Origin of the sequence: Caulobacter hibisci, from assembly GCF_016135805.1 — a bacterium.
Taxonomy (GTDB): domain Bacteria; phylum Pseudomonadota; class Alphaproteobacteria; order Caulobacterales; family Caulobacteraceae; genus Caulobacter; species Caulobacter hibisci.
On the sequence record NZ_JADWOX010000002.1, the window covers coordinates 222,496 to 242,312 of the forward strand.

A 19,817-nucleotide genomic window follows, 5' to 3' on the forward strand; every position below is an offset into this window, starting at 1 on the left:
CTCTGCGCGTCACGACGTCGCGCAGGGGTAGTGTTTGCGACTGTCGCGAGAGGCCGATTCATCGTTCCGCGCCGCAGTTGAGCGTCAGGATGTCGAGGACCCGCCGCTCGCCGCCGATTCGGCCCAGCTGCACGACCACGTCGACCATCGTCGAAACGTACTCGATGGTCTCGCGCCGCGAGAGGGCCAGGCCTGCCTGCATCGTCATGAGGGCGATCTGCTCCAGGGCGCCCCGCGGCGTGCTGGCGTGCACCGTGCTCAGCGAGCCGGGATGGCCGGTGTTGATCGCCCGCAGGAACGTCGCCGCCTCGCGGCCGCGCATCTCGCCCAGGATGATCCGGTCGGGCCGCAGCCGCAGGGCCGCCTGCAGCAGGTCGTCGACATCGACCCGGGCCTCGCCCTCGTCGCCCTTCACGGCCACCAGGCCCAACGCGTTGGGCTGCGACAGCGCCAGCTCTGGCGCGTCCTCGACCAGCACGATGCGGTCCTCGACCGGCGCCGTGCGCAGCAGGGCGTTGAGAAAGGTCGTCTTGCCCGACGAGGTGCCGCCCGAGATCAGGATCGTCCGCCGCTGCGCGACGGCCTCGCGCAGGAAGTCGATCGGATCCTGCCGCGCGGCCTCGTCCAGCGCCTGGGGCGAGGGCGGTGCGATCGGCGGCGGCAGCGGACCCTTGCGGAAGGCCTCCAGGTCGAGGTCGGCCAAGCGGTGGCGGCGAATGGCCAGGGCCCAGCCGGCCCGCGTCGCCGGCGGTCCGACCATCTGCAACCGCTCGCCGCCGGGCAGGGTGGCGGCCAGCAGGGGGCTTTGCCGATTGACGCCCTGGAAGGTCCAGCGGGCCACCTGGGTCGCCAGCCGCTCCATCAGCCGGTCGTCGATCTCAGGGACCAGCACGCGCTCCATGCTCGGCGCCCCGGCGGTCTCGATCCACAGCTCGCCGGGCCGGTTGACCAGGATCTCCGAGACGTCGCCGCGCGCCAGCCACGGCGCGAACGGGGCCAGATAGGTGCGCAGATAGACGTCCTGCAGCGGCAGGACCGCCGCCTCGCTCATCGGCCGAACTCCAGGTCGCGGGCGACGAACACCTGCACGGGCGTCCCCTGGGCCACGCGTATGGTCGGCGAGATCTTGCCGTCGGTCTGCAAGGCCTGGCCGGCCGCGCTGGACGCATCGCCGCTGGAACCGATGACCACCGTGCTCGACGATCCGTGGCCCAGGGACGAGGCCGCGCCCGAGACCACCGACAGCAGGATCGCCGCCCCGAACCTCTGGGCGAAGTGCCTGTCGACCTTGCCGCCGATCCCGGCCTGGCCGCTCTCGTCGGTCACCGGCGAGGCCAGCTGCACCGAGACGCCGTCGGGACGGATCAGCCGGGTCCAGACCACGAAGGCCCGGCTCTGGCCGGTGGCGACGCCGCTCTTGTACTGGCCGATCAGCCGGCTGCCACGCGGGATCAGCACCCGCGAGCCGTCGAAGCCCCGCACGTCGCGGCTGACGATGGCGCGGGCATAGCCGGGCAGGTCGGAGTTCAGCGCCGTCTCCAGCACCGCTGGGATGATCGCGCCCTGCACGACGGTGCCGGCCGGATCGGCGAGGCTGGAGGCGCGGGCGCTAGGCGGGGCGTCGTTTCCGGCCCGCAGCGCGAACTGCTCGTCGGCGCTGAGCTGGCCCTGCGGCGCGGTCGAGGCGGCGAGGCCGCCCAAGACACGTGGGGCGGCGGCCTCGGTGGCCGTATTGTCGATCACCATCGGTCCGGCCCGCGACTGGTTCGGATCGACCCCGGTCGGCGGCGGCGGGGCTGGCGCGACCTGGGGCGCGGGAACGGGCGGTGGCGGCGCTGCGGCCAGGACCACGGGCTGGGGCGCAGCCGGCGTCGCGGGCGCCGTGGCGACAGGCGCGGCTTCGGGCTTTGCCGGCGGCGCGGTGCGCTTGGCGTTCAGCGTCACCAGGGTCACCCCGCCCAGGGCCAGGGCCGCGACCACCCCGGCCGCCAAGCCCAGGCCGTCGGCGGCGGAAGCCGGGCGGGCGACGTCCGGGGCGGCGGTCGTCGAGGCCAGCTTCAGGTCGTCGGCCGAAAGCCGGCGTCGCGGATCGTGTCCGGAGGCTTCAGCGAACATCGGACTTGTCCTTGCGCGAGGAGAACAGCGCCAGCCGCGAGCGCTTCTGTGCCGGTTCGGCCCGCGGCTGCGGCGAGGCGGCGTCCAGCGCGGGGGTCTGGTAGGCGTCGTTGTGCAGCACCGCCACCGCGTTGCCCCGCCGCAGCACGAAGGCCGGCGCCACCTGGCTGGCCACCAGCCAGTCGCCTTGCGAAGTGAAGCTGACCAGGCTCTCGGACTTGTCGGCCGCCACGGCGTAGACGGCCGGGGTCGTGGTCCCCTCCGACCAGCGGAAGAAGGTCGCCTGGCCGTTGTCGAACACTCGCATCGGCACGGTCTCGGCCGCGCCGGTGAAGGTGTAGGCGGCGTTGCGCTGCTCGGGCGGCGGCATGGCGGGCTCGGTGGCAACGGGCGGGGCGGGCGCCGCGCCGGCCAGGTCGGCGGCGGGATCGGCCGCGTAGCGGAAGCGCAGATCGTAGACCACCTGACCCTTGGCGCAGGCCGCCGTCGGCCTGGCGACCAGTTCGAAGCTGTAGCGGCGCTTGTCGGTCGAGACCGTCATGTTGCTGTGGCTGGTGCGATAGGCCGGCTTCACGAACAGCATGTCGGCCCGCTTGTTGGGCGCGACCAGCCATTGGGCGGCGTCGCCCAGGCCGACGTTCTCGATCCGCTCGCCGGGGGCGAACTCGATCATGGTCTGGAAGCCGAAGCAGCCGTCGACCCGCACCACGACCGCGTCGTCATAGTCGACGAAACGGATGCGGCTATCGGCTTGGGCGGCGGCGAGCGGGGCGAGGGCGGCAAGGAGCGCCGGCAGGAGGGTTCTCATGAGCCAGGGTTCGCGGACAGAGGGGATGCGGCGGTAGAGGGCCGATGGCGCTGGCCCAGTCCCTCGGTGCGGGGGCGGGCGGCGGCGCGGCGGGGAGAGACTTGCGGGGCGGGAGTCGCGGGCGGCGGGGCGATCGCCGTGCGACGATCGACGTTGGTCTGGCGCGAGGCGATCGGCGATGCGGAGACGGCGGCGACCACGGCGGCGGTGCGGGCGTCCAAGGCCGGCCGTCCGTCCGCTCCGGCCAGGGCGGCGCCGGCGACGGCTTGCGGCGTAACGCTCGGATTAGGGGCCGCTTCGGCCGCGCCGCCGAATGGCCGCCAGCCGCGGGTGATGTTGGCCGCCGCCCAGGCCAGGGCGACCAGCAGCAGCACATAGATGGTCGCGCCGAGGAACAGGGTCAGGATCGGCCGGCTCTCGGCGATGGCGGCGGCCGGGTCCTCGCCGATGGCGGTGATCACCGGGCCCAGGGCCGCCAGCACGCCGGCCCCGCCCAAAGTCAGCAGCATCGGCGTGAAGGCCAGGGCGCAGGCGGTCTTCAGCCAGCCTTCGAACAGGCCGCGGGTGCGGGGAAACAGCGCCAGCACCACGAACACCGGACCCAGGGCCAGCAGCACGGCCAGCACGATGCGGGCGACGATCAACAGGCCCGCCGTGCTGACCAGCAGCATCAGGGCGGCGGCCCAGGTCAGCTTCACGGCGGTCTGCACCTGCGGGTCGTTGGCGGGCCCGGCCTCGGACAGGCTCTTGGCCAGATCCGCCACCTGCTCGAACACCAGGTCCAGACGCGCCGCGAAGGCCCGCGTCGCGCCATGCGGCGCGCCCAGCAGGGCGGCGGCGATCTGATCGGGTCCGCCGGTCAGCAGGCCATAGACCATCGCCTGATAGGCCGGCCAGGCGGTGGCGAAGGTCAAAACCAGCGCCAGGGCCAGCATGCGCGGCGTCAGGGTCGCCAGGCCAAGGCGCGTGCGGCCGGTGATCAGGCCAAAGGCGACGAAGGCGACATAGATCGTCAGCAGGCCTGTCAGCGTCGCGCCGAACGCGCCGCCACTTCCGAACAGGCGGCCATAGCCGGAGGTCACGGCCAGGTTCAGCTGGCAGTCCAGCCCGGCCATGCCCTGGGCCAGGCCGCCGTCGCCGGTCAGCAGGGCGGGGCAGGCGCTCACGAGACGGCGCTCCGCAGCGGGATGACGTCCTCGCTGGCGGCGGCGATGACAGCCACCGGCGTCGGACCCGGATAGGGCGTTCCGGTCAGCTCCGGCCACCAGAAAGCCGGATGGTCGCCCAGCCGCCGGCGCAGATCGTCCAGGCGCCTCACCGTGGTCTCGCGACCGGACAGCACGGTGACGATCTCGGGCATGTCCGACAGGTCCAGCCGAGCCACCACGCTGTGGGCGCCGTGCTTGACCAGGAAGCAGCGGGCGTGGGCGGGCAGGGCGCGGACAAGGTCCAGCTCGTGCTCGGTCAGGCCGAAGCCGTCGGCGTAGTCTTCCGCCTGGGCCCGGGGATTGGGCATGAAGATCTGGGTGGCGGCCTGCTCGATGATCGCCGTCGAGACCTGGCTCTCCAGCGCGTCGCGGGCGCTCTGGGTGCCGAAACCCAGGATGGCGTTGCGCTTGCGCAGGGTCTTCATCCAGTCGCGGATGCGGGCGGCGAACACCGGATCGTCCAGGGCCTTCCAGCCCTCGTCGACCAGGATCATGGTCGGTTCGCCGTCCAGACGCTCCTCGACGCGATGGAACAGGTACATCATCGCCGGCGTGCGTAGGACGGGAGAGTCCAGCAGCTGGGTCATGTCGAAGCCGAGCACCTTGGCGTCGAGATCCAGGCGGTCTGCCTCGTTGTCGAACAGCCAGGCGTGCGGACCCTCGCCGCACCACGGCGCCAGGCGCGCGGCCAGATCGCCGGGCGAGGGCCGGCGGCGACCGCCCAGCAGTTCGCGGAAATAGCGCAGGCGGCGGAAGGCCGGATCCTGATCGTAGTTGGCGTCGACGGCCGCTGCGACCAGCGCCGCCTCGTCCGGCGTCAGGGTTTCGCCCGGAGCGCAGGCCAGGCGGGCGATCCAGTCGCGCAGGAAGGCGCGGTTGACCGGGCTGTCGGGCAGTTGCAGCGGGTTGAAGCCGGTGGGCTCGCCCGGCCGCAACACCGCATAGCCGCCGCCGATGGCCCGCACGAAGATCTCGGCCCCGCGATCCTTGTCGAAGATCACGGTGCGCGGCCGCACCTTCTGGGCCTGGGCGGCCAGGAAGTTCATCACCACCGTCTTGCCCGAGCCCGACGGGCCGATGACCGTAAAGTTGCCGAGGTCGGCGGCGTGGAAGTTGAAGAAATAGGGCGTGGCCGAGGTGGTCTCGAGCACGGTGATCGCCTGGCCCCAGTGCACGCCCTTGGCGCGGCCGGTGGGGAAGCTGTGCAGCGACGCCAGGCTGGCGAAGGCCCCGGTCGAGATCAGCGCCCGGCGCGCGCCATAGGCTTCGTTGCCGGGGAACTGCGCCCAGAACGCCGGCTCCAGGCCCAGGTCCTCGCGCACGGCTACGGCGCCGAGATCGGCCAGGGTGGACTGGCAGGCGGCCGCCGCGCCGTTCAGGCTGGCCAGGTCCGGCGCGCGGACCAGCAGGCTCATCTGGTGCTCGCCCAGGGCCGAGCGGCCGGAGGACAGGTCGTCCTTGGCCTCCACCAGGCCCTGGCGCAGGCTCGCGCCATCGTCGTCGGCAGCGCGGAAGCGGCGCAGGGCGGTGTCGACCCGCTCGAGCCCGATCTGCCGGTCGACGAAGGCGAAGCTCTCCGACAGGGTCATCTCGAAGGGCAGGCGAAGCAGGGCGTCCAGCATCCCCGGCGTGGCGTGGGGCGGGTAGTCCTTCAGCGACAGGATCGCAGAATAGTCCTTGCCCTCGCCGACGTCCGAGCGCTCCAGGGCGTCGAGGCCGAAGCTGACCCGGCGATAGGGCAGGTGCTGGCCGACGTCGCCGGCCGGCCACAGCATCGGCCGCAGCTCGCCGTTGAACAGGGCCGACAGGAACTCCAGCGGCTCCGAGCAGCGCCCGGCCGGGGTCTCATAGCTGGCCAGCACCTTGGGGCCGTAGGCCTGCAGGGCGGCGTTCAGGGCCTCGCGGGCGGCGTCGAGGTCGCGTAGGTCGCGGGCCTCCTGCGCCTGGCGGGCGGTGTCGCCCATGCCGGCGTTCAGCAGGCGGGCGGCGCGGTCCACCAGGCCCGCCTTGCCCCGCGCCGGACGGTGCAGGATGGTCAGGAACAGGTCGTTGACGAACAGGCTGCGGCCGGCCATCCGCGCCTGCCAGCGCTGGTCGATCATCCGGCAGACCGGATCGGAGAAGCTGGCCGTCAGTCCCGCCTGCACCCGCCGGCGCAGGATGTGATGACGGACCACGAAGCGAGAGCCGCCGATCGCCCGCAGCGCCGCCTCGCGCAGGGCCTGGCGATGGTTCAGCTCGTCGGTGTCGGCGGTCTCGAAGGCGAAGCCTTCCAGGTGCAGCACCTGCATCAGCGACCCGTCGCGCAGGCGCACCGTGCGCTCGTCGATCAGGCCGTCATAGGGCAGGCGGTCGCCGGCGCGCTGCTCGCCTTGCGTCCAGGCGGCGAAACCGGTCCAGCGGGGCTTTTCGCGGGTCATGGCCAGGCTCTCAGGGGGCGTAGCTGTTGCAGCGCCAGCGGCGCCAGTTTCCGGCGCGCGGGCACTTGCTCACCCGCGTCAGCCACAGGTCGAAGATCCGCGGCTCCTTCAGGCAGGCGACGTAGCCGACGCCGTGCACCACGACCGCCAGGATCAGCGCCCAGAACGAGCGGGTCACCAGGAAGGCTTCGGTCGTCACGATCCCGTTGATCACGAAGAAGCTGTAGGTGACGCCGGCGAACATCTGTGGCTGGGTCAAGGCGCGAAAGATCGGGGTGCGGGCGAGCTCGGCCATGGCGCGCCTCAGCCCGCCGCGGCGCGGATGCCCGCGACGATGGTGCCGGCCCCGAACAGGATGAAGCAGCCCATCACCACGGTGGCCCCGAACCGCCAGTTCATCCGGCCGGTCAGCATCAGGAAGCCGACCATGGCCACGGCGATCACCGCCACGGCCGTGGCGACATTGCCCAGCATCGTGCCCTGCACCCAGGCCACGGCGTTGGCGATCGGCTGCGAGCCTTGCGGGCTGGCGAAAGCCGGGGCCGAGCCGGCCAGGGCGGCGGCCGTGACGCCGGCGAAGGTGAGGCGGCGGGCGGTCATGGAGCGTCTCCGGAGAAGGCGGCGGCCTTGGCCAGCCGGTCGAGATTGGTCGCCACGTAGGCGCGGGTTTCCTTGAAGGGCGGCACGCCGCCGTACCGGACCACCCGACCGCCGCCGGCGTTGTAGGCGGCCAGGGCCAGGTCCACGGCGCCGTCGAAGCGGTCGAGCTGGGCGCGCAGGTGGGCCGCGCCGCCCATGATGTTCTGCGTGGGATCGGCCGGATCGACGCCCAGCGATCGGGCCGTGGCCGGCATCAGCTGCATCACGCCGATCGCGCCGGCCGGCGACACCGCCATGGCGTCGTAGCCCGACTCCGAGCGGGCCACCGCGTCGATCAGGGCCGGGCTGAGGTCGTAACGTGCGGCCGCGGCCAGTACGGCGTCGCGATAGGGGGCGGGGATGAGAGGCGCCGCGACGCTCGATGCTGGGGCGGTTTCGAACGCCTCCGGCCAGCCGCCGCCGACGCGGCGCACTGCGCCGTCATCCTCGATCTGCAACACCTGGGCGTGGACCGTTCCGGCCATCGCCAGGGTCAAGCCTAGGGCCGTCGCCAACCTGAGCGATTGCTGCTGAAAAGTACGGAATCTTTGCGGTTCCCAGCCCATGAAACCAGTATTGGGAGGTCAAGGCGTCCGCAATTTGTCGTTATGTATTGGTTTTGTATCGCCTTTCGGGGTGCTGATACGCCCGAAATACCCTCCTGGCATATTTCCAGCGAAATACACTGTTTCAAAGGCAGGACGCCGGAGACCGGCCCGAGCAACGCGGGTCGGCGACACCGGGCGCATGGAGGAAACAGCGACATCATGCACGACGACCATCCGATCGAAGAGCACGACCTGGGTCTTCAGCACGACCTGGCGACCATGACCGCCCGCATCGTCGAGCGGCGCCGCATGCTGGCCTGGCTGGCCACCGGCGGCACGGCCGCCCTGGTCGCCGCCTGCGGCGGGGGCGGTGGTGGTTCCAGCTCGGGCGGCTCATCCTCGTCGTCTTCGAGCAGCAGCTCGAGCTCCAGCTCGTCGAGTTCTTCGAGCAGCAGCTCCAGCAGTTCGTCCAGCTCGACCTCGGTCAGCAGCTGTATCGCCGATCCGACCGAGACCAACGGGCCCTATCCCAGCGACGGCTCCAACAGCGTCAACGGCGTGGTGTCGAACATCCTGGCCGCCAGCGGCGTGGTGCGCAGCGACATCCGCTCCAGCTTTGGCTCGTCGACCCACACGGCGCCGGGCGTGCAACTGACCCTGACCATCACCCTGGTCAACACCAACAACAGCTGCGCGGCGCTGTCGGGCTACGCCATCTACATCTGGCACTGCACCCGCGACGGCAACTATTCGCTCTATTCCAGCGGCATCACCGGCGAGAACTATTTGCGCGGCGTGCAGGTGACAGACGCCAACGGCCAGGTGACCTTCACCACCATCTATCCGGGCGCCTATTCGGGCCGCTGGCCGCACATCCACTTCGAGGTCTATCCGAGCCTGGCCACGGCCACGGGCTACGCCAACCGCGTGCTGGTCTCGCAGTTCGCCATGCCCAGTGCGGTCAGCGACACGGTCTATGCCGGCGCCACCGGCTACAGCGCCAGCGTCACCAACAAGGCGGCGATCACCATCGCCAGCGACAACGTCTTCGGCGACAACACCAGCGCCCAGATCGCCGCCCAGACGCCGACGATCACCGGCAGCATCTCGGCCGGCTATACCGGCACGGTCGTCGTCGGCCTGGCGGTCTGACGGATGCAGGCGGGGGCGAGGGAGCGGTGGCTGGCGACCCTGATGGTCGCCGTGCTGTCGGCGCTCGTCCTCGTCCCGCGCCTCGGCCAACCGGCCCAGCCGATCTGGGACGAGGCCTACTACCTGACCTCGACCCAGCGCTATCTGGAGCGCACCGCCCAGTTCGCCTCGCATCCGCCGCTGGGCCTGATGCTGATCGCGGCGGGGGCGCTGGTCGTCGACGGCAACCGCGACCTGCCGACCCATCGCTTGGCCGAGACCAAGTCGGTCAAGGGCGAGGACGTGTCGGTCGGATACAGCTACTGGGGCCTGCGCGCGGCTTCGGTCGTGTTCGGGATCCTGGGCGCGGCGCTGTTCTTCCGTCTGGCCCTGGTCCTCAATGGCGGGCGTCTGGGCGCGGCCCAGGCCTTCGCCAACCTCTACATCTTCGACAACGCCCTGGCCGTGCAGTTCCGGGCCGGGCATCTGGACGCCTTCCAGTCGGTCTTCCTGCTGGCGGCGCTGCTGGTTCTGGCCGTCGCGTCGCGGCGTGTGAAGCCCCGGATTGCCGACGCTCTGGCCTTCGGCGTCTTGATCGGCCTGGCCGCCATGGTTCGGTTGAACGCGGTGGTTCTGGCTCCGATCGGCCTGCTGCTGCCGATCTTGGCGTGGCGCGGACCAAAGCCGTGGCGCGCCGCGGGAGCGCGGGTGCTCGCGCTCGTTGGCGGCGGTCTTGCGGCGGTCGCAGTGGTGATGACGATCCATGTGGCAGTCGCGCCCCTGCCGCCGATGCGCGGCGAGCCGGCCGGCGCGCGGGACACGGCCTTCGTCTCGCCAACCTATCGCGACTTCCTGGAGGGCAAGCGGTCCCTGTCGCCAGCCGTGGTCTGGGCGGCCGGATCCGACTACCGCCGCTTTATCGCCGCCGACTTCGCCGGCACGCCCAAGGCCGATCCCAACGGCTCCTCGCCCCTCGGCTGGCCGTTATCCGTCGGCGCGATCAACTACCGCTGGGACTCGGATGGCCGCACCACGCGCTACCTGCAACTGGTCGGCAATCCGGCGGGCTGGGCGATCGGCCTGCTGGGGATGCTGTTGGCGGCGGGGCTCGTCTGCCTGCGCCGAGGTCTCGACGACGATGCGGTGCTCCGCCGCCGGCTGATGCTGACCCTGCTGGCCGGCTGGACCATGTTCATGACCGCGCACCTGCTGCTGGCCCAGCAGCGGGTCCTGTACCTCTATCATTACTTCCCGGGGCTTCTGATCAGCTGGGCCCTGGCGATCCTGGCCTTCGAGGAGGCCTGCGCCCGCTGGCCAGCCGTCGCGCGCCGCCGCATGCCGTTGCTGGCGGCCGCGACGGGGGCGGTGCTGCTGGGCTTCCTGGCCTATGCGCCTTTCACCTATCACCGCCCCCTGACCCACGCCGGCTGCGCGGTTAGGACCCTGCTGGGGCCGCATGTAGCGGATTGCCGCTAGGGCAGGCGCTCAACGGGCTTGCGAGAGGCTCGTCTCGCCCGCTACCACAGGTCCCGCGGTGGTCCGCGAACGGCCGAGCGGAGCGCATGAGCGACATCACCATCGTCGATATCGCCAAGCAGGCGGGGGTCTCGATCAAGACCGTCTCGCGGGTGATCAATCGCGAGGAGGGCGTCGGCCCCGAGACCCGCGCGCGGGTCGAGGACCTGGTCGCCAAGCTCGGCTACCGCCCCAATGTCTCGGCCCGCTCGCTGTCGAGCCGTCGCAGCTACCTGATCGGCGTGGTCTTCATGCGGGTCGGCGCCTACCACTATGTCGGCGAGGTCCAGGTCGGCGCCATGCGCGCCTGCCGCCGGGCCGGCTATCATATGGTCATCGAGCAGGTCGACGACCTGGGGCAGGGCAGGGGGCCGACCTTCGGCGAGGCGCTGAAGGCGGGACGGTTCGACGGCTTGGTCCTGACGCCGCCGGTCTGCGACGACCCGGAGATCCTGGCGATCATCGAGGCGCAGGGCCTGGCCTATGTCCGCGTCGCGCCGGGGCGCGACTTCGGCCGCTCGCCCTATGTCTTCATGGACGACCAGCAGGCCGCCCACGACATGACCGCCCGGCTGTGGGACCTGGGGCACCGCCGCATCGGCTTCATCGACGGTCCCGCCGACCACGGCTCGGCCCGCCGCCGGCGCGAAGGCTACATGACCGCCATGGCCGAGCGTGGAGCGCGCGTGCGGCCCGAATGGATCGCGGGCGGCGACTTCATGCCGCTGTCGGGCCTGGAGGCCGGCGACCGGCTGCTGGCGCTGTCCGAGCCGCCGACGGCGATCTTCGCCGCCAACGACGCCATGGCCCTGGGCGTGCTGTCGGCGGCGTCGAAGCGGGGTGTTTCCGTGCCGGGCGAGCTGACGGTGGTCGGCTTCGACGATGGTCCGCTGGCCGAGTCGTCCTGGCCCAGTCTGACCACCGTGCACCAGCCGATCGCCGAAATGGCGGAGGCCGCCGCCGAGATGCTGATCGAAGGATTCGGCGACCCGCGCTTCCGCAACCGCACCGCCGCCCGGCAACTCGACTACCACCTCGTCGAACGCGGCTCGTCGTCCAGGCCGGCGTCCTGATCTCGCGCGAGTTGCGGGAATTTATTCCGGTTATGTACTGAAATAGGGGATCATGAATCCCTGGTAAAATCGGTATAGGCGATCAAAATTCCAGACAGCGGTGTCTTCTGAAAATGACGTAGACAACGTTGTCGTATCGTGGTGTCAATCTACGACAACGTTGTCGTCATCGGGACATCCCGCCAGGGCAGCGTTGCTCAAACCCCGGGACAAGGGGTGGAGGAAACATAGCCCGGACGTCCAAAGCGGCGCCGGGACCTGGCTGGAGCCGGCGGCGCGAGAGCGTCGATCCGTCCCCGGCTGCGCAGGAAAGGGGACAGACATGCGCACCATGCTCTTCGCTTCGGCCGCCCTGGCGGTCGTTTGCTTCAACGCGCCCGCCGCCTTCGCCCAAGAGGGCGAGGCCGTGCAGCTCGACGAGGTCGTCATCACCGCCCAGCGGCGTAGTGAAAACCTGCAGAAGACCCCGCTGACCGTTTCGGCGGTCACCGGCGACAAGCTGGAATCGCAGGGGATCAAGACCGTGGTCGACCTGGCCAGCCAGGTTCCGGCTCTGCAGATCACCTCCAGCGGCGCCGGTACGGCCCAGGTCTTCCTGCGCGGCATCGGCAGCACCAACACCACCGAGGTCGGCGACCCGGCGGTGGCCTACCATATCGACGGCATCTATCAGGCCCGCTCCAGCTCGCTGGGCGCGCTGTTCTACGACGTCGACCGGGTGGAAGTGCTGCGCGGCCCGCAGGGCACGCTCTACGGCCGCAACGCCACGGCCGGCGCCATCAACGTCATCACCAAGAAGCCGGTGCTGGGCGAGTATGAAGGCTCGGGCCTGCTCGACGTCGGCAACTACGCCGCCCTCACCACCTCGGGCATGGTCAACGTGCCGATCGGCGACACCCTGGCCGTCCGCGCCTCGTTCCAGCAGAGCCGCCACGACGGCTATGTGAAGTCGATCAAGAACGGCTCGGGGACCGGAGGTAACGATCGCTACGACCAGGACGACAAGTCGGCCCGCCTGCGGGTCTTGTGGAAGCCGACCGACGCCTTCTCGCTGCTGGTCAACGCCGATCACCTGCATCAGGGCGGGGCCGGCGGCGGCGACGGAACCTACGGCACCACCAGGGTCACCGGCGATCCGTGGACCTGCAACTGCTCGACCAATCTCTATCGCGACAACCGCTTCTTCAGCACCAGCGCCGAGGCCAACTGGGACCTGGGTTTCGCCAACCTGACCTACCTGGTCGGCTACAACTATTCGGAGCTGGACCGCACCGGCGAGAACGCCAGCAGCGGTGCGCCCAACTACTTCTGGGGCGAGGATCACACCTGGTCGCACGAGTTGCGCCTGGGCGGCGACACCGGCAAGCTTAAGTGGGTGGTCGGTCTCTATCGCTTCACCGAGAACAACGACGTCGACTTCCGCGTCTTCCTGGCGACCAACTCGTACCTGTCGTTCATCCAGCCCGAGGTCACCGCCGAAAGCATCGCCGTCTTCGGCCAGACCACCTACGAGGTCACCGACCGGCTGCGCGTCACCGGCGGCCTGCGCTATACCGAGGATCAGAAGGGCCGCACCGGCGGCACCTACATCACCAATTCCAGCGGGGCCATCGTCTCGACCGTGGTGGCCAATATCGCCAGCGCCAAGTGGGACGCCACCAACTGGAAGCTGGGCGCCGACTTCGACCTGACCTCGACGTCGATGCTCTATGCGAACATCGCCACGGGCTACAAGGCGGGCGGCTACTACGACGGGGTCACCGACAACGTCTATGCGCCGGAGAAGATCACCTCCTACGAGGCGGGGGTGAAGAACCGCTTCCTCGACAACCGCCTGCAGGTGAACGCGACGGCGTTCCTCTACGACTATCGCGACTTCCAGGTCAGCGCCCTGGGCACGATCGGCGGGCAGGACGCAACGGTCACCCTCAACGCTGACAAGGCCAAGATCTACGGCCTGGAGTTCGAGACCAACCTGGCGATCACCGAGCACGACCGCATCGACGCCACCCTGGGCTGGCTGCACGCCGAATATACCGACTTCGTGCTGCCGCGCGGGGACTCGTTCTCGAACAACGACGCCAACGCCGCGATCGCCGCCTGCTATACGGCCAACTACTCGGCGGCCGCGCCGCGCTCGACCGACTTCTCCGGTTGCCGCATGGCCCGCACGCCGGAATGGAGCGTCAATGTCGGCTACCAGCACATCTGGGAGCCGAGCTTCGGCGGCACGCTCACCGGCCGGGTCCAGAGCCACTACGAAAGCGCCAAGAACCTAGAATATCACGGCTTCGCCCAGAACCGGGAAGGGGCCTTCACCAAGACCGACGTCAGCCTGACCTACGCCAGCGCCGACGACCGGTGGACCCTGCAAGGCTATGTCCGCAACCTCGAGGACGACGCGGTCCGCACCGCTTCGTCGCCCAACTCGACGACGGGCCTGGCCAGCAACGGCGGCGGGGAATTCTACGCGCCGCCGCGCACCTACGGTCTGCGCCTGGGCGTGACCTTCTAGCCTTCCTTGCTTCCCCCTCGCGCCCGGCGGACCCTGCCCGCCGGGCGCGCTTTGTTTTTCGAATTGCCAAGCGAGTTTAGCCGATGATCCTCGACCGCCGCCTCCTGCTCCTGGCCGCTTCGGCCGCGATCCTCGGCGGGCCGGCCTCCGCCGCGCCCAAGCAACCTGAACTGGGCGTTCGCGACGGCAAGGTCATCACCGTCGACGGCCTGAAGTTCCGCGACCTCGATCGCGACGGCAAGCTGGCGCCCTACGAGGACTGGCGGCTGTCGCCCGAAGCACGCGCCGCCGATCTCAGCCAGCGCATGACGCTGGACGAGAAGGCCGGACAGATGATGCACGGCACTCTGCCGGCGACCGGACCGATGGGCGTGGCCGGCATGGGCTCGGGCTACGACATGGCCAAGGCGACGCCGCTGGTCATCGACCGTCACGTCACCACCTTCATCACCCGCCTGGCGGGCGCACCGGCCTTCCTGGCCGAGCAGAACAACGCCATCCAGGCCGTCGCCGAGAAGGGACGCCTCGGCGTGCCGGCGACGATCAGCACCGATCCGCGCCACCACTTCCAGTTCACGGCCGGCGCCAGCGTCGAGGCCGGCGGCTTCTCCAAGTGGCCGGAGGCCCCGGGCCTGGCCGCCATCGGCGACGCCAAGCTGGTCAAGCGCTTCGGGGAGATCGCCCGCCAGGAATACCGAGCCGTCGGCATCCACCAGGCCCTGTCGCCGATGGCCGACCTGTCGACCGAACCGCGCTGGCCGCGCACCAGCGGCACCTTCGGCGAGGACGTCGACCTCGTCGGCAAGATGACCAAGGCCTATATCCAGGGCTTCCAGGGCTCGGACACCGGTTTGGCCAGCAACGGCGTCTCGGCCGTGGTCAAGCACTGGGTCGGCTACGGCGCGTCGGCCAAGGGCTTCGACGGCCACAACAGCTACGGCCGCTACGCCGTCTTTCCCAAGGGCCAGTTCGACCTGCACGTGAAGCCGTTCGACGAGGCGTTCGCGGCCGGTGTCGTCGGCGTGATGCCGACCTACGCCATCCTCCAGGGCGTGGCGCTCGAAGGCACGCCGCTGGAGCCCGTGGCGGCCGGCTTCTCCAAGCAGTTGCTGACCTACCTGCTGCGCGGCAAGCACGGCTTCAAGGGCATCGTGCTGTCGGACTGGGCGATCACCAACGACTGCGGCGAGACCTGCCGCAACGGCTTCCCGGCCGGGGTGCGTCCCAGCTTCGAGGGCTTCTCCACCGCCTGGGGCGTCGAGGACCTGGCCAAGGTCGATCGCTACGCCAAGGGCGTCAATGCGGGCCTCGACCAGTTCGGCGGCGTCGAGGACACGGCCGAACTGGTGGCCGCGGTGAAGGCGGGCAAGATCACGGAAGCGCGGATCGACGAGTCTGTGAAGCGCATCCTGGTGGTGAAGTTCGCGCAGGGCCTGTTCGAGAACCCCTATGTCGACCCCAAGGCCGCCACGGCCGTGGTCGGCTCCAAGACCTTCGTCGCCGAGGGCCAGGCGGCCCAGAGCGCGGCCCTGACGGTGCTGGAGAACAAGAACGGCCTGCTGCCGCTGAAGGCCGCCGGCCGCAAGGTGTGGCTGAAGGGCGTGTCGCCCGAGGCGGCCAAGGCCCATGGCCTGACGCCGGTCGACGACCTGGCCCAGGCCGATCTGGCCATCATCCGCGCGGCGACGCCGTTCGAGACCCTGCACCCCAACTACACCTTCGGCAGCTTCCAGCACGAGGGCGACCTGTCGTTCAAGGACGGCAACGCCGACTACGAGGCCATCAAGGCCGCCTCGGCCAAGGTCCCGACGATCGTCAGCGTCTATCTCGACCGCCCGGCGATCCTGACCAATGTCCGCGACAAGGCCGCCGTGCTGGTCGGCGACTTCGGGGCCAGCGACGAGGCCTTCCTCGACGCCGTCACCGGCAAGGCCAAGGCCCATGGCAAGCTGCCCTTCGAGCTGCCCTCGTCGATGGCCGCCGTCGAAGCCCAGGCCGAAGACGCCCCGCACGACAGCGAAAAGCCGCTCTATCCGATCCACTACGGCCTGACCTACTGAGGACCCGCGACCATGATCCGTCTGACGACCGCCGCCAGCATCGCGGCCCTCTCGCTGGCCTCCGCCGCCTCCGCCCAAACCGCCCAGCCATGGATGAACACCAAGCTCTCGCCCGACGAGCGCGCGGCCCTGCTGGAGAAGGAGCTGACCCTCGACGAGCGCATCGGCCTGGTCCACGGCCCGATGTCGATGCCGATCTTCGGCATAAAGAAGCCCGAGGGCGCGATCGGCTCGGCCGGCTACATCCCCGGCATCTCGCGCCTGGGCGTGCCGGCGCTGGAGGAAAGCGACGCCAGCCTCGGCGTCACCAACCCGCTCGGCGTGCGCCCGGGCGACGGCGCCACGGCGCTGGCTTCGGGTCTGTCGCTGGCGGCGACCTTCAACACCAAGCTGGCCTATGAGGGCGGGGCGGTGGTCGGTCGTGAAGCGCGGGCGAAGGGCTTCAACGTCCAGCTGGCCGGCGGCGTCAACCTGGCCCGCGACCCACGCAACGGCCGCAACTTCGAATATCTCGGCGAGGACCCGTGGCTGGCCGCCAACCTGGCCGCCGCCCAGATCCGGGGCATCCAGGATCAGGGCATCGTCTCGACGATCAAGCACTTCTCGCTGAACGGCCAGGAGACCAGCCGCCACTTCGCCAATTCGGTGATCGACGAGGCCGCCCATCGCGAGAGCGACCTGCTGGCCTTCCAGATCGCCATCGAGAAGGGCCAGCCCGGCTCGGTGATGTGCGCCTACAACCTCGTCAACGGCGACTACAGCTGCGGCAATCCCCACCTGCTCAAGGACGTCCTGAAGGGCGACTGGGGCTACAAGGGCTGGGTGATGTCGGACTGGGGAGCAGTCCACGCCACCGACTACATCCTCAAGGGTCTCGACCAGCAGTCGGGCGAGCAGCTCGACGCCAAGATCTGGTTCGGCGAGCCGCTGAAGGCCGCCGTCGAGAAGGGCGAGGTCCCGGCCGCGCGCCTGGCCGACGCCAGCCGCCGCATCCTGCGCTCGATGTTCGCCGCCGGCCTGTTCGACAAGCCGGTGACGCCGGGCGGCGCCATCGACTACGACGCCAATGCGCAGATCGCCCGTGCCGCGGCCACCGAAGGCGTGGTGCTGCTGAAGAACCGCGAGGGCCTGCTGCCGCTGGCCAAGACCGCCAAGACCATCGCCGTGATCGGCGGCCACGCCGACGCCGGCGTGCTGTCGGGCGGCGGTTCGTCCCAGGTCGTGCCGCCAGGCGGGGCCAAGCGTGTCGTGCCGCTGGGCGGCGAGGGCATGATGGGCCCGTTCCGCAGCCAGTACTTCAACGGCTCCTCGCCGCTGGCCGCCATCCGCAAGGCCGCGCCGGACGCCAAGGTCACCTTCGACGACGGCCGCTACGTCGCCTCGGCCGTGGCCGCCGCAAAGGCCGCCGATATCGTCGTGGTGTTCGGCAACCAGTGGATGGGCGAGGGCGAGGACGCCTTCGACCTGTCGCTGCCCAACGGTCAGGACGAGCTGATCGCCGCGGTCACCGCCGCCAATCCCAACGCCGTGGTCGTGCTGCAGACGGGCGGTCCGGTCGCCATGCCGTGGCTGAACGACGCCGGCGCGGTGGTCGAGGCCTGGTACTCGGGCGCCAAGGGCGGCGAAGCCATCGCCGACGTGCTGTTCGGCGCGGTCAATCCATCGGGCCGCCTGCCGATGACCTTCCCGGCCTCGCTCAGCCAGTATCCGCGCGAAGCCCTACCGGGCCGAGGCCTGCCTGAGAAGACCCAGTTCGACGTGCCCTACATCGAGGGCGCCGACGTCGGTTATCGCCGCTTCGCCGTCACCGGTGACAAGCCGCTGTTCCCGTTCGGCTACGGCCTGTCCTACACGACCTTCGCCTATTCGAACCTTAAGCTGGAGGGCGGCGCGAGCGTGACCGTCAGCTTCGACGTCGCCAACACCGGCCGGCGTGAAGGCAAGGACGTCCCACAGGTCTATCTGACCGGCGCGGCCGGCAAGCCGTTGCAGCGCTTGATCGGCTTCGACAAGGTGTCGCTGAAACCGGGTGAGACCCGTCGCGTCACCGTGACCGCCGATCCGCGCCTGTTGGCCAGCTTCGACGCCAAGGGCCGTCGCTGGGTGGTCACGGGCGGCGACTATCAGGTGGCCGTCGGCGCCTCGGCGGCCGACCTCGCCCTCAAGGGCGGGGCCAAGGTCAAGGCGCGGACGCTGAAGCCGTAAGGGGAGGGATGTCGATGAAGTCCGTTTCGATCCTGGCGCTCGCCGTCAGCCTGGCGGCCGGCGCCGCCCTGGCCGCCGGCCCGGTGGTCAAGACCACCTCCGGCCCGGTCGAGGGCGTGGAGGCCGGTTCGGTCGCCGCCTTCAAGGGCGTGCCGTTCGCCGCGCCGCCGGTCGGCCCGCTGCGCTGGCGCGCCCCCCAGGCGCCCAAGGCCTGGACCGCCGTCCGCCCGGCCGCCGACTACGGCCCCGACTGCGCCCAGAATCCGTTCCCGGGCGACGCCGCGCCGCTGGGCGTCAAGCCGGCCGAGGACTGCCTCTATGTCAACGTCTGGACGCCGAAAGAGGCGATCAAGGCCAAGGCCAGGAAGCCGGTGATGGTCTGGATCTACGGCGGCGGCTTCGTCAACGGCGGCTCCTCGCCGGCGGTCTATGCCGGCGACCGCTTCGCCCGCGACGGCGTGGTTCTGGTCAGCTTCAACTACCGGATCGGCCGCTTCGGCTTCTTCGCTCATCCTGCCCTCAGCGCCGAGAACGCCGACGGCGGCCTGCTGGGCAACTACGCCTTCATGGACCAGATCGCGGCCCTGAAATGGGTGCAGGCCAATATCGCGTCCTTTGGGGGCGATCCTGACAACGTCACGATCTTCGGGGAGTCGGCTGGCGGCATGTCGGTCAACGCCCTGCTGACCACGCCGCTGGCCAAGGGGCTGTTCCACAAGGCCATCATCCAGTCCGGCGGCGGCCGGCCGCGCCTGTTGCCCTCGCTGCCGATCAAGGCTGCGCCGGGCGAGCGTTCGGCCGAGAGCGTCGGCGTGGCCTTCGCCACGAAGGCCGGCGTGACCGGGGAGGGACCTGAGGCTCTGGCCGCCCTGCGCGCTCTGTCGGCGGACGCCGTGGTCGATGGCCTGAACATGGCGACCTCCGGCGTGCCCACCTGGAACGGCGGGCCGATGGTCGACGGCAAGCTGGTCTCCAAGCCGGTGCTCGACGCTTACGCCGCCGGCGAGTGGACCAAGACGCCCGTGCTGGTCGGCGCGACCGGGGCCGACGGCTTCTTCTTCGGCGGCACGCGCGATCAGGTCTTCGCCCCGTTCGGCGACCGGCGCGCCGAGGCTGAAAAGCTTTACGACCCGACCGGAGGCGGCGACATCAAGGTCTATGGCTGGAAGGCCGCCGGCGACCGGATGTTCATCGAGCCCGCCCGCGAGGTCGCTCGCACGCTGTCGGCTCAGGGTGCGCCGGTGTGGTCGTTCCGCTTCTCCTACGTGGCCGAAAGCCAGCGCAAGGACTGGTGGGCCGCCCCGCACGCCACCGAGATCCCGTTCGTCTTCGACACCGTCGACGCCCGCTATGGCGCGGCCCTGACGCCGGCCGACGCGGCCGCCGCCAAGGCCGCCCACGCCTACTGGATCGCCTTCGCCAGCAAGGGCGCGCCCGAGGCCGCCGGTTTGCCGGCCTGGCCGAGGTACGACGCGAAGGGCGATGCGATCATCGATTTCACCAATGACGGCGTGAAGGTCGGACCCGATGCGTCGAAGGCGCGCCTGGACCTCGTCCAGGCCACGACCGCGGGGAAGTGA

The 19,817-nt window shown here is 70.2% G+C and carries 15 protein-coding genes; 7 read left to right on the top strand and 8 right to left on the bottom strand.

Going from position 1 to position 19,817, the window contains the following annotated elements; translation table 11 throughout:
- Positions 1-58 precede the first annotated feature (58 nt).
- Genes virB11 through I4Q42_RS26300 form a run of 8 tightly spaced genes read right to left on the bottom strand, consistent with a single transcriptional unit; the run spans position 59 to position 7,687 of the window.
- Entirely contained in the window at positions 59-1,051 is a 993-nt protein-coding gene (gene virB11 / locus I4Q42_RS04145) for a P-type DNA transfer ATPase VirB11 (RefSeq protein ID WP_198574801.1), read from the bottom strand.
- Complete coding sequence (locus I4Q42_RS04150) at positions 1,048-2,115, bottom strand: TrbI/VirB10 family protein (protein ID WP_198574802.1); 1,068 nt, start codon at positions 2,113-2,115, stop codon at positions 1,048-1,050. The genes virB11 and I4Q42_RS04150 overlap by 4 nt, the downstream gene beginning before the upstream one ends.
- A complete protein-coding gene (locus I4Q42_RS04155) occupies positions 2,105-2,923 on the bottom strand; it encodes a TrbG/VirB9 family P-type conjugative transfer protein (RefSeq protein WP_198574803.1) in 819 nt (272 codons plus the stop codon). The genes I4Q42_RS04150 and I4Q42_RS04155 overlap by 11 nt, the downstream gene beginning before the upstream one ends.
- A complete protein-coding gene (locus tag I4Q42_RS04160) occupies positions 2,920-4,089 on the bottom strand; it encodes a type IV secretion system protein (protein WP_198574804.1) in 1,170 nt (389 codons plus the stop codon). The genes I4Q42_RS04155 and I4Q42_RS04160 overlap by 4 nt, the downstream gene beginning before the upstream one ends.
- Entirely contained in the window at positions 4,086-6,551 is a 2,466-nt protein-coding gene (locus tag I4Q42_RS04165; RefSeq protein ID WP_198574805.1) for a VirB4 family type IV secretion/conjugal transfer ATPase, read from the bottom strand. The genes I4Q42_RS04160 and I4Q42_RS04165 overlap by 4 nt, the downstream gene beginning before the upstream one ends.
- Before the next feature lie 10 nt (positions 6,552-6,561).
- A complete protein-coding gene (locus I4Q42_RS04170; protein WP_198574806.1) occupies positions 6,562-6,846 on the bottom strand; it encodes a type IV secretion system protein VirB3 in 285 nt (94 codons plus the stop codon).
- 8 nt (positions 6,847-6,854) lie between these two features.
- A complete protein-coding gene (locus I4Q42_RS04175) occupies positions 6,855-7,151 on the bottom strand; it encodes a TrbC/VirB2 family protein (protein ID WP_198574807.1) in 297 nt (98 codons plus the stop codon).
- The gene (locus tag I4Q42_RS26300) at positions 7,148-7,687 is read right to left on the bottom strand and encodes a lytic transglycosylase domain-containing protein (protein ID WP_269816448.1); all 540 of its coding nucleotides are present in this window, start codon (positions 7,685-7,687) and stop codon (positions 7,148-7,150) included. Before I4Q42_RS26300 ends, I4Q42_RS04175 begins: the two co-directional genes overlap by 4 nt.
- A 270-nt stretch (positions 7,688-7,957) precedes the next feature.
- Here I4Q42_RS26300 and I4Q42_RS04185 point away from each other — a divergent pair, with 270 nt between their 5' ends.
- The 7 genes from I4Q42_RS04185 to I4Q42_RS04215 all read left to right on the top strand — a co-directional run bounded on the left by I4Q42_RS04185 (position 7,958) and on the right by I4Q42_RS04215 (position 19,817).
- Positions 7,958-8,890 carry an intradiol ring-cleavage dioxygenase gene (locus I4Q42_RS04185; RefSeq protein WP_232792847.1) on the top strand — a complete coding sequence of 311 codons (933 nt, stop codon included), beginning with the start codon at positions 7,958-7,960 and terminating at the stop codon, positions 8,888-8,890.
- A gap of 42 nt (positions 8,891-8,932) precedes the next feature.
- A complete protein-coding gene (locus I4Q42_RS04190) occupies positions 8,933-10,345 on the top strand; it encodes a phospholipid carrier-dependent glycosyltransferase (RefSeq protein WP_198574809.1) in 1,413 nt (470 codons plus the stop codon).
- 86 nt (positions 10,346-10,431) lie between these two features.
- Entirely contained in the window at positions 10,432-11,457 is a 1,026-nt protein-coding gene (locus I4Q42_RS04195) for a LacI family DNA-binding transcriptional regulator (RefSeq protein WP_198574810.1), read from the top strand.
- A gap of 322 nt (positions 11,458-11,779) precedes the next feature.
- Positions 11,780-13,972 (top strand): TonB-dependent receptor, encoded by a 2,193-nt coding sequence (locus I4Q42_RS04200; RefSeq protein WP_198574811.1) that lies wholly within the window; start codon positions 11,780-11,782, stop codon positions 13,970-13,972.
- 83 nt (positions 13,973-14,055) lie between these two features.
- Positions 14,056-16,032, top strand: coding sequence for a glycoside hydrolase family 3 protein (locus tag I4Q42_RS04205; RefSeq protein WP_198574812.1), 1,977 nt, complete (start codon positions 14,056-14,058; stop codon positions 16,030-16,032).
- Positions 16,033-16,044: 12 nt separating this feature from the next.
- A complete protein-coding gene (locus I4Q42_RS04210) occupies positions 16,045-18,237 on the top strand; it encodes a beta-glucosidase family protein (protein ID WP_198574813.1) in 2,193 nt (730 codons plus the stop codon).
- A gap of 14 nt (positions 18,238-18,251) precedes the next feature.
- Positions 18,252-19,817 carry a carboxylesterase/lipase family protein gene (locus tag I4Q42_RS04215; RefSeq protein WP_232792848.1) on the top strand — a complete coding sequence of 522 codons (1,566 nt, stop codon included), beginning with the start codon at positions 18,252-18,254 and terminating at the stop codon, positions 19,815-19,817.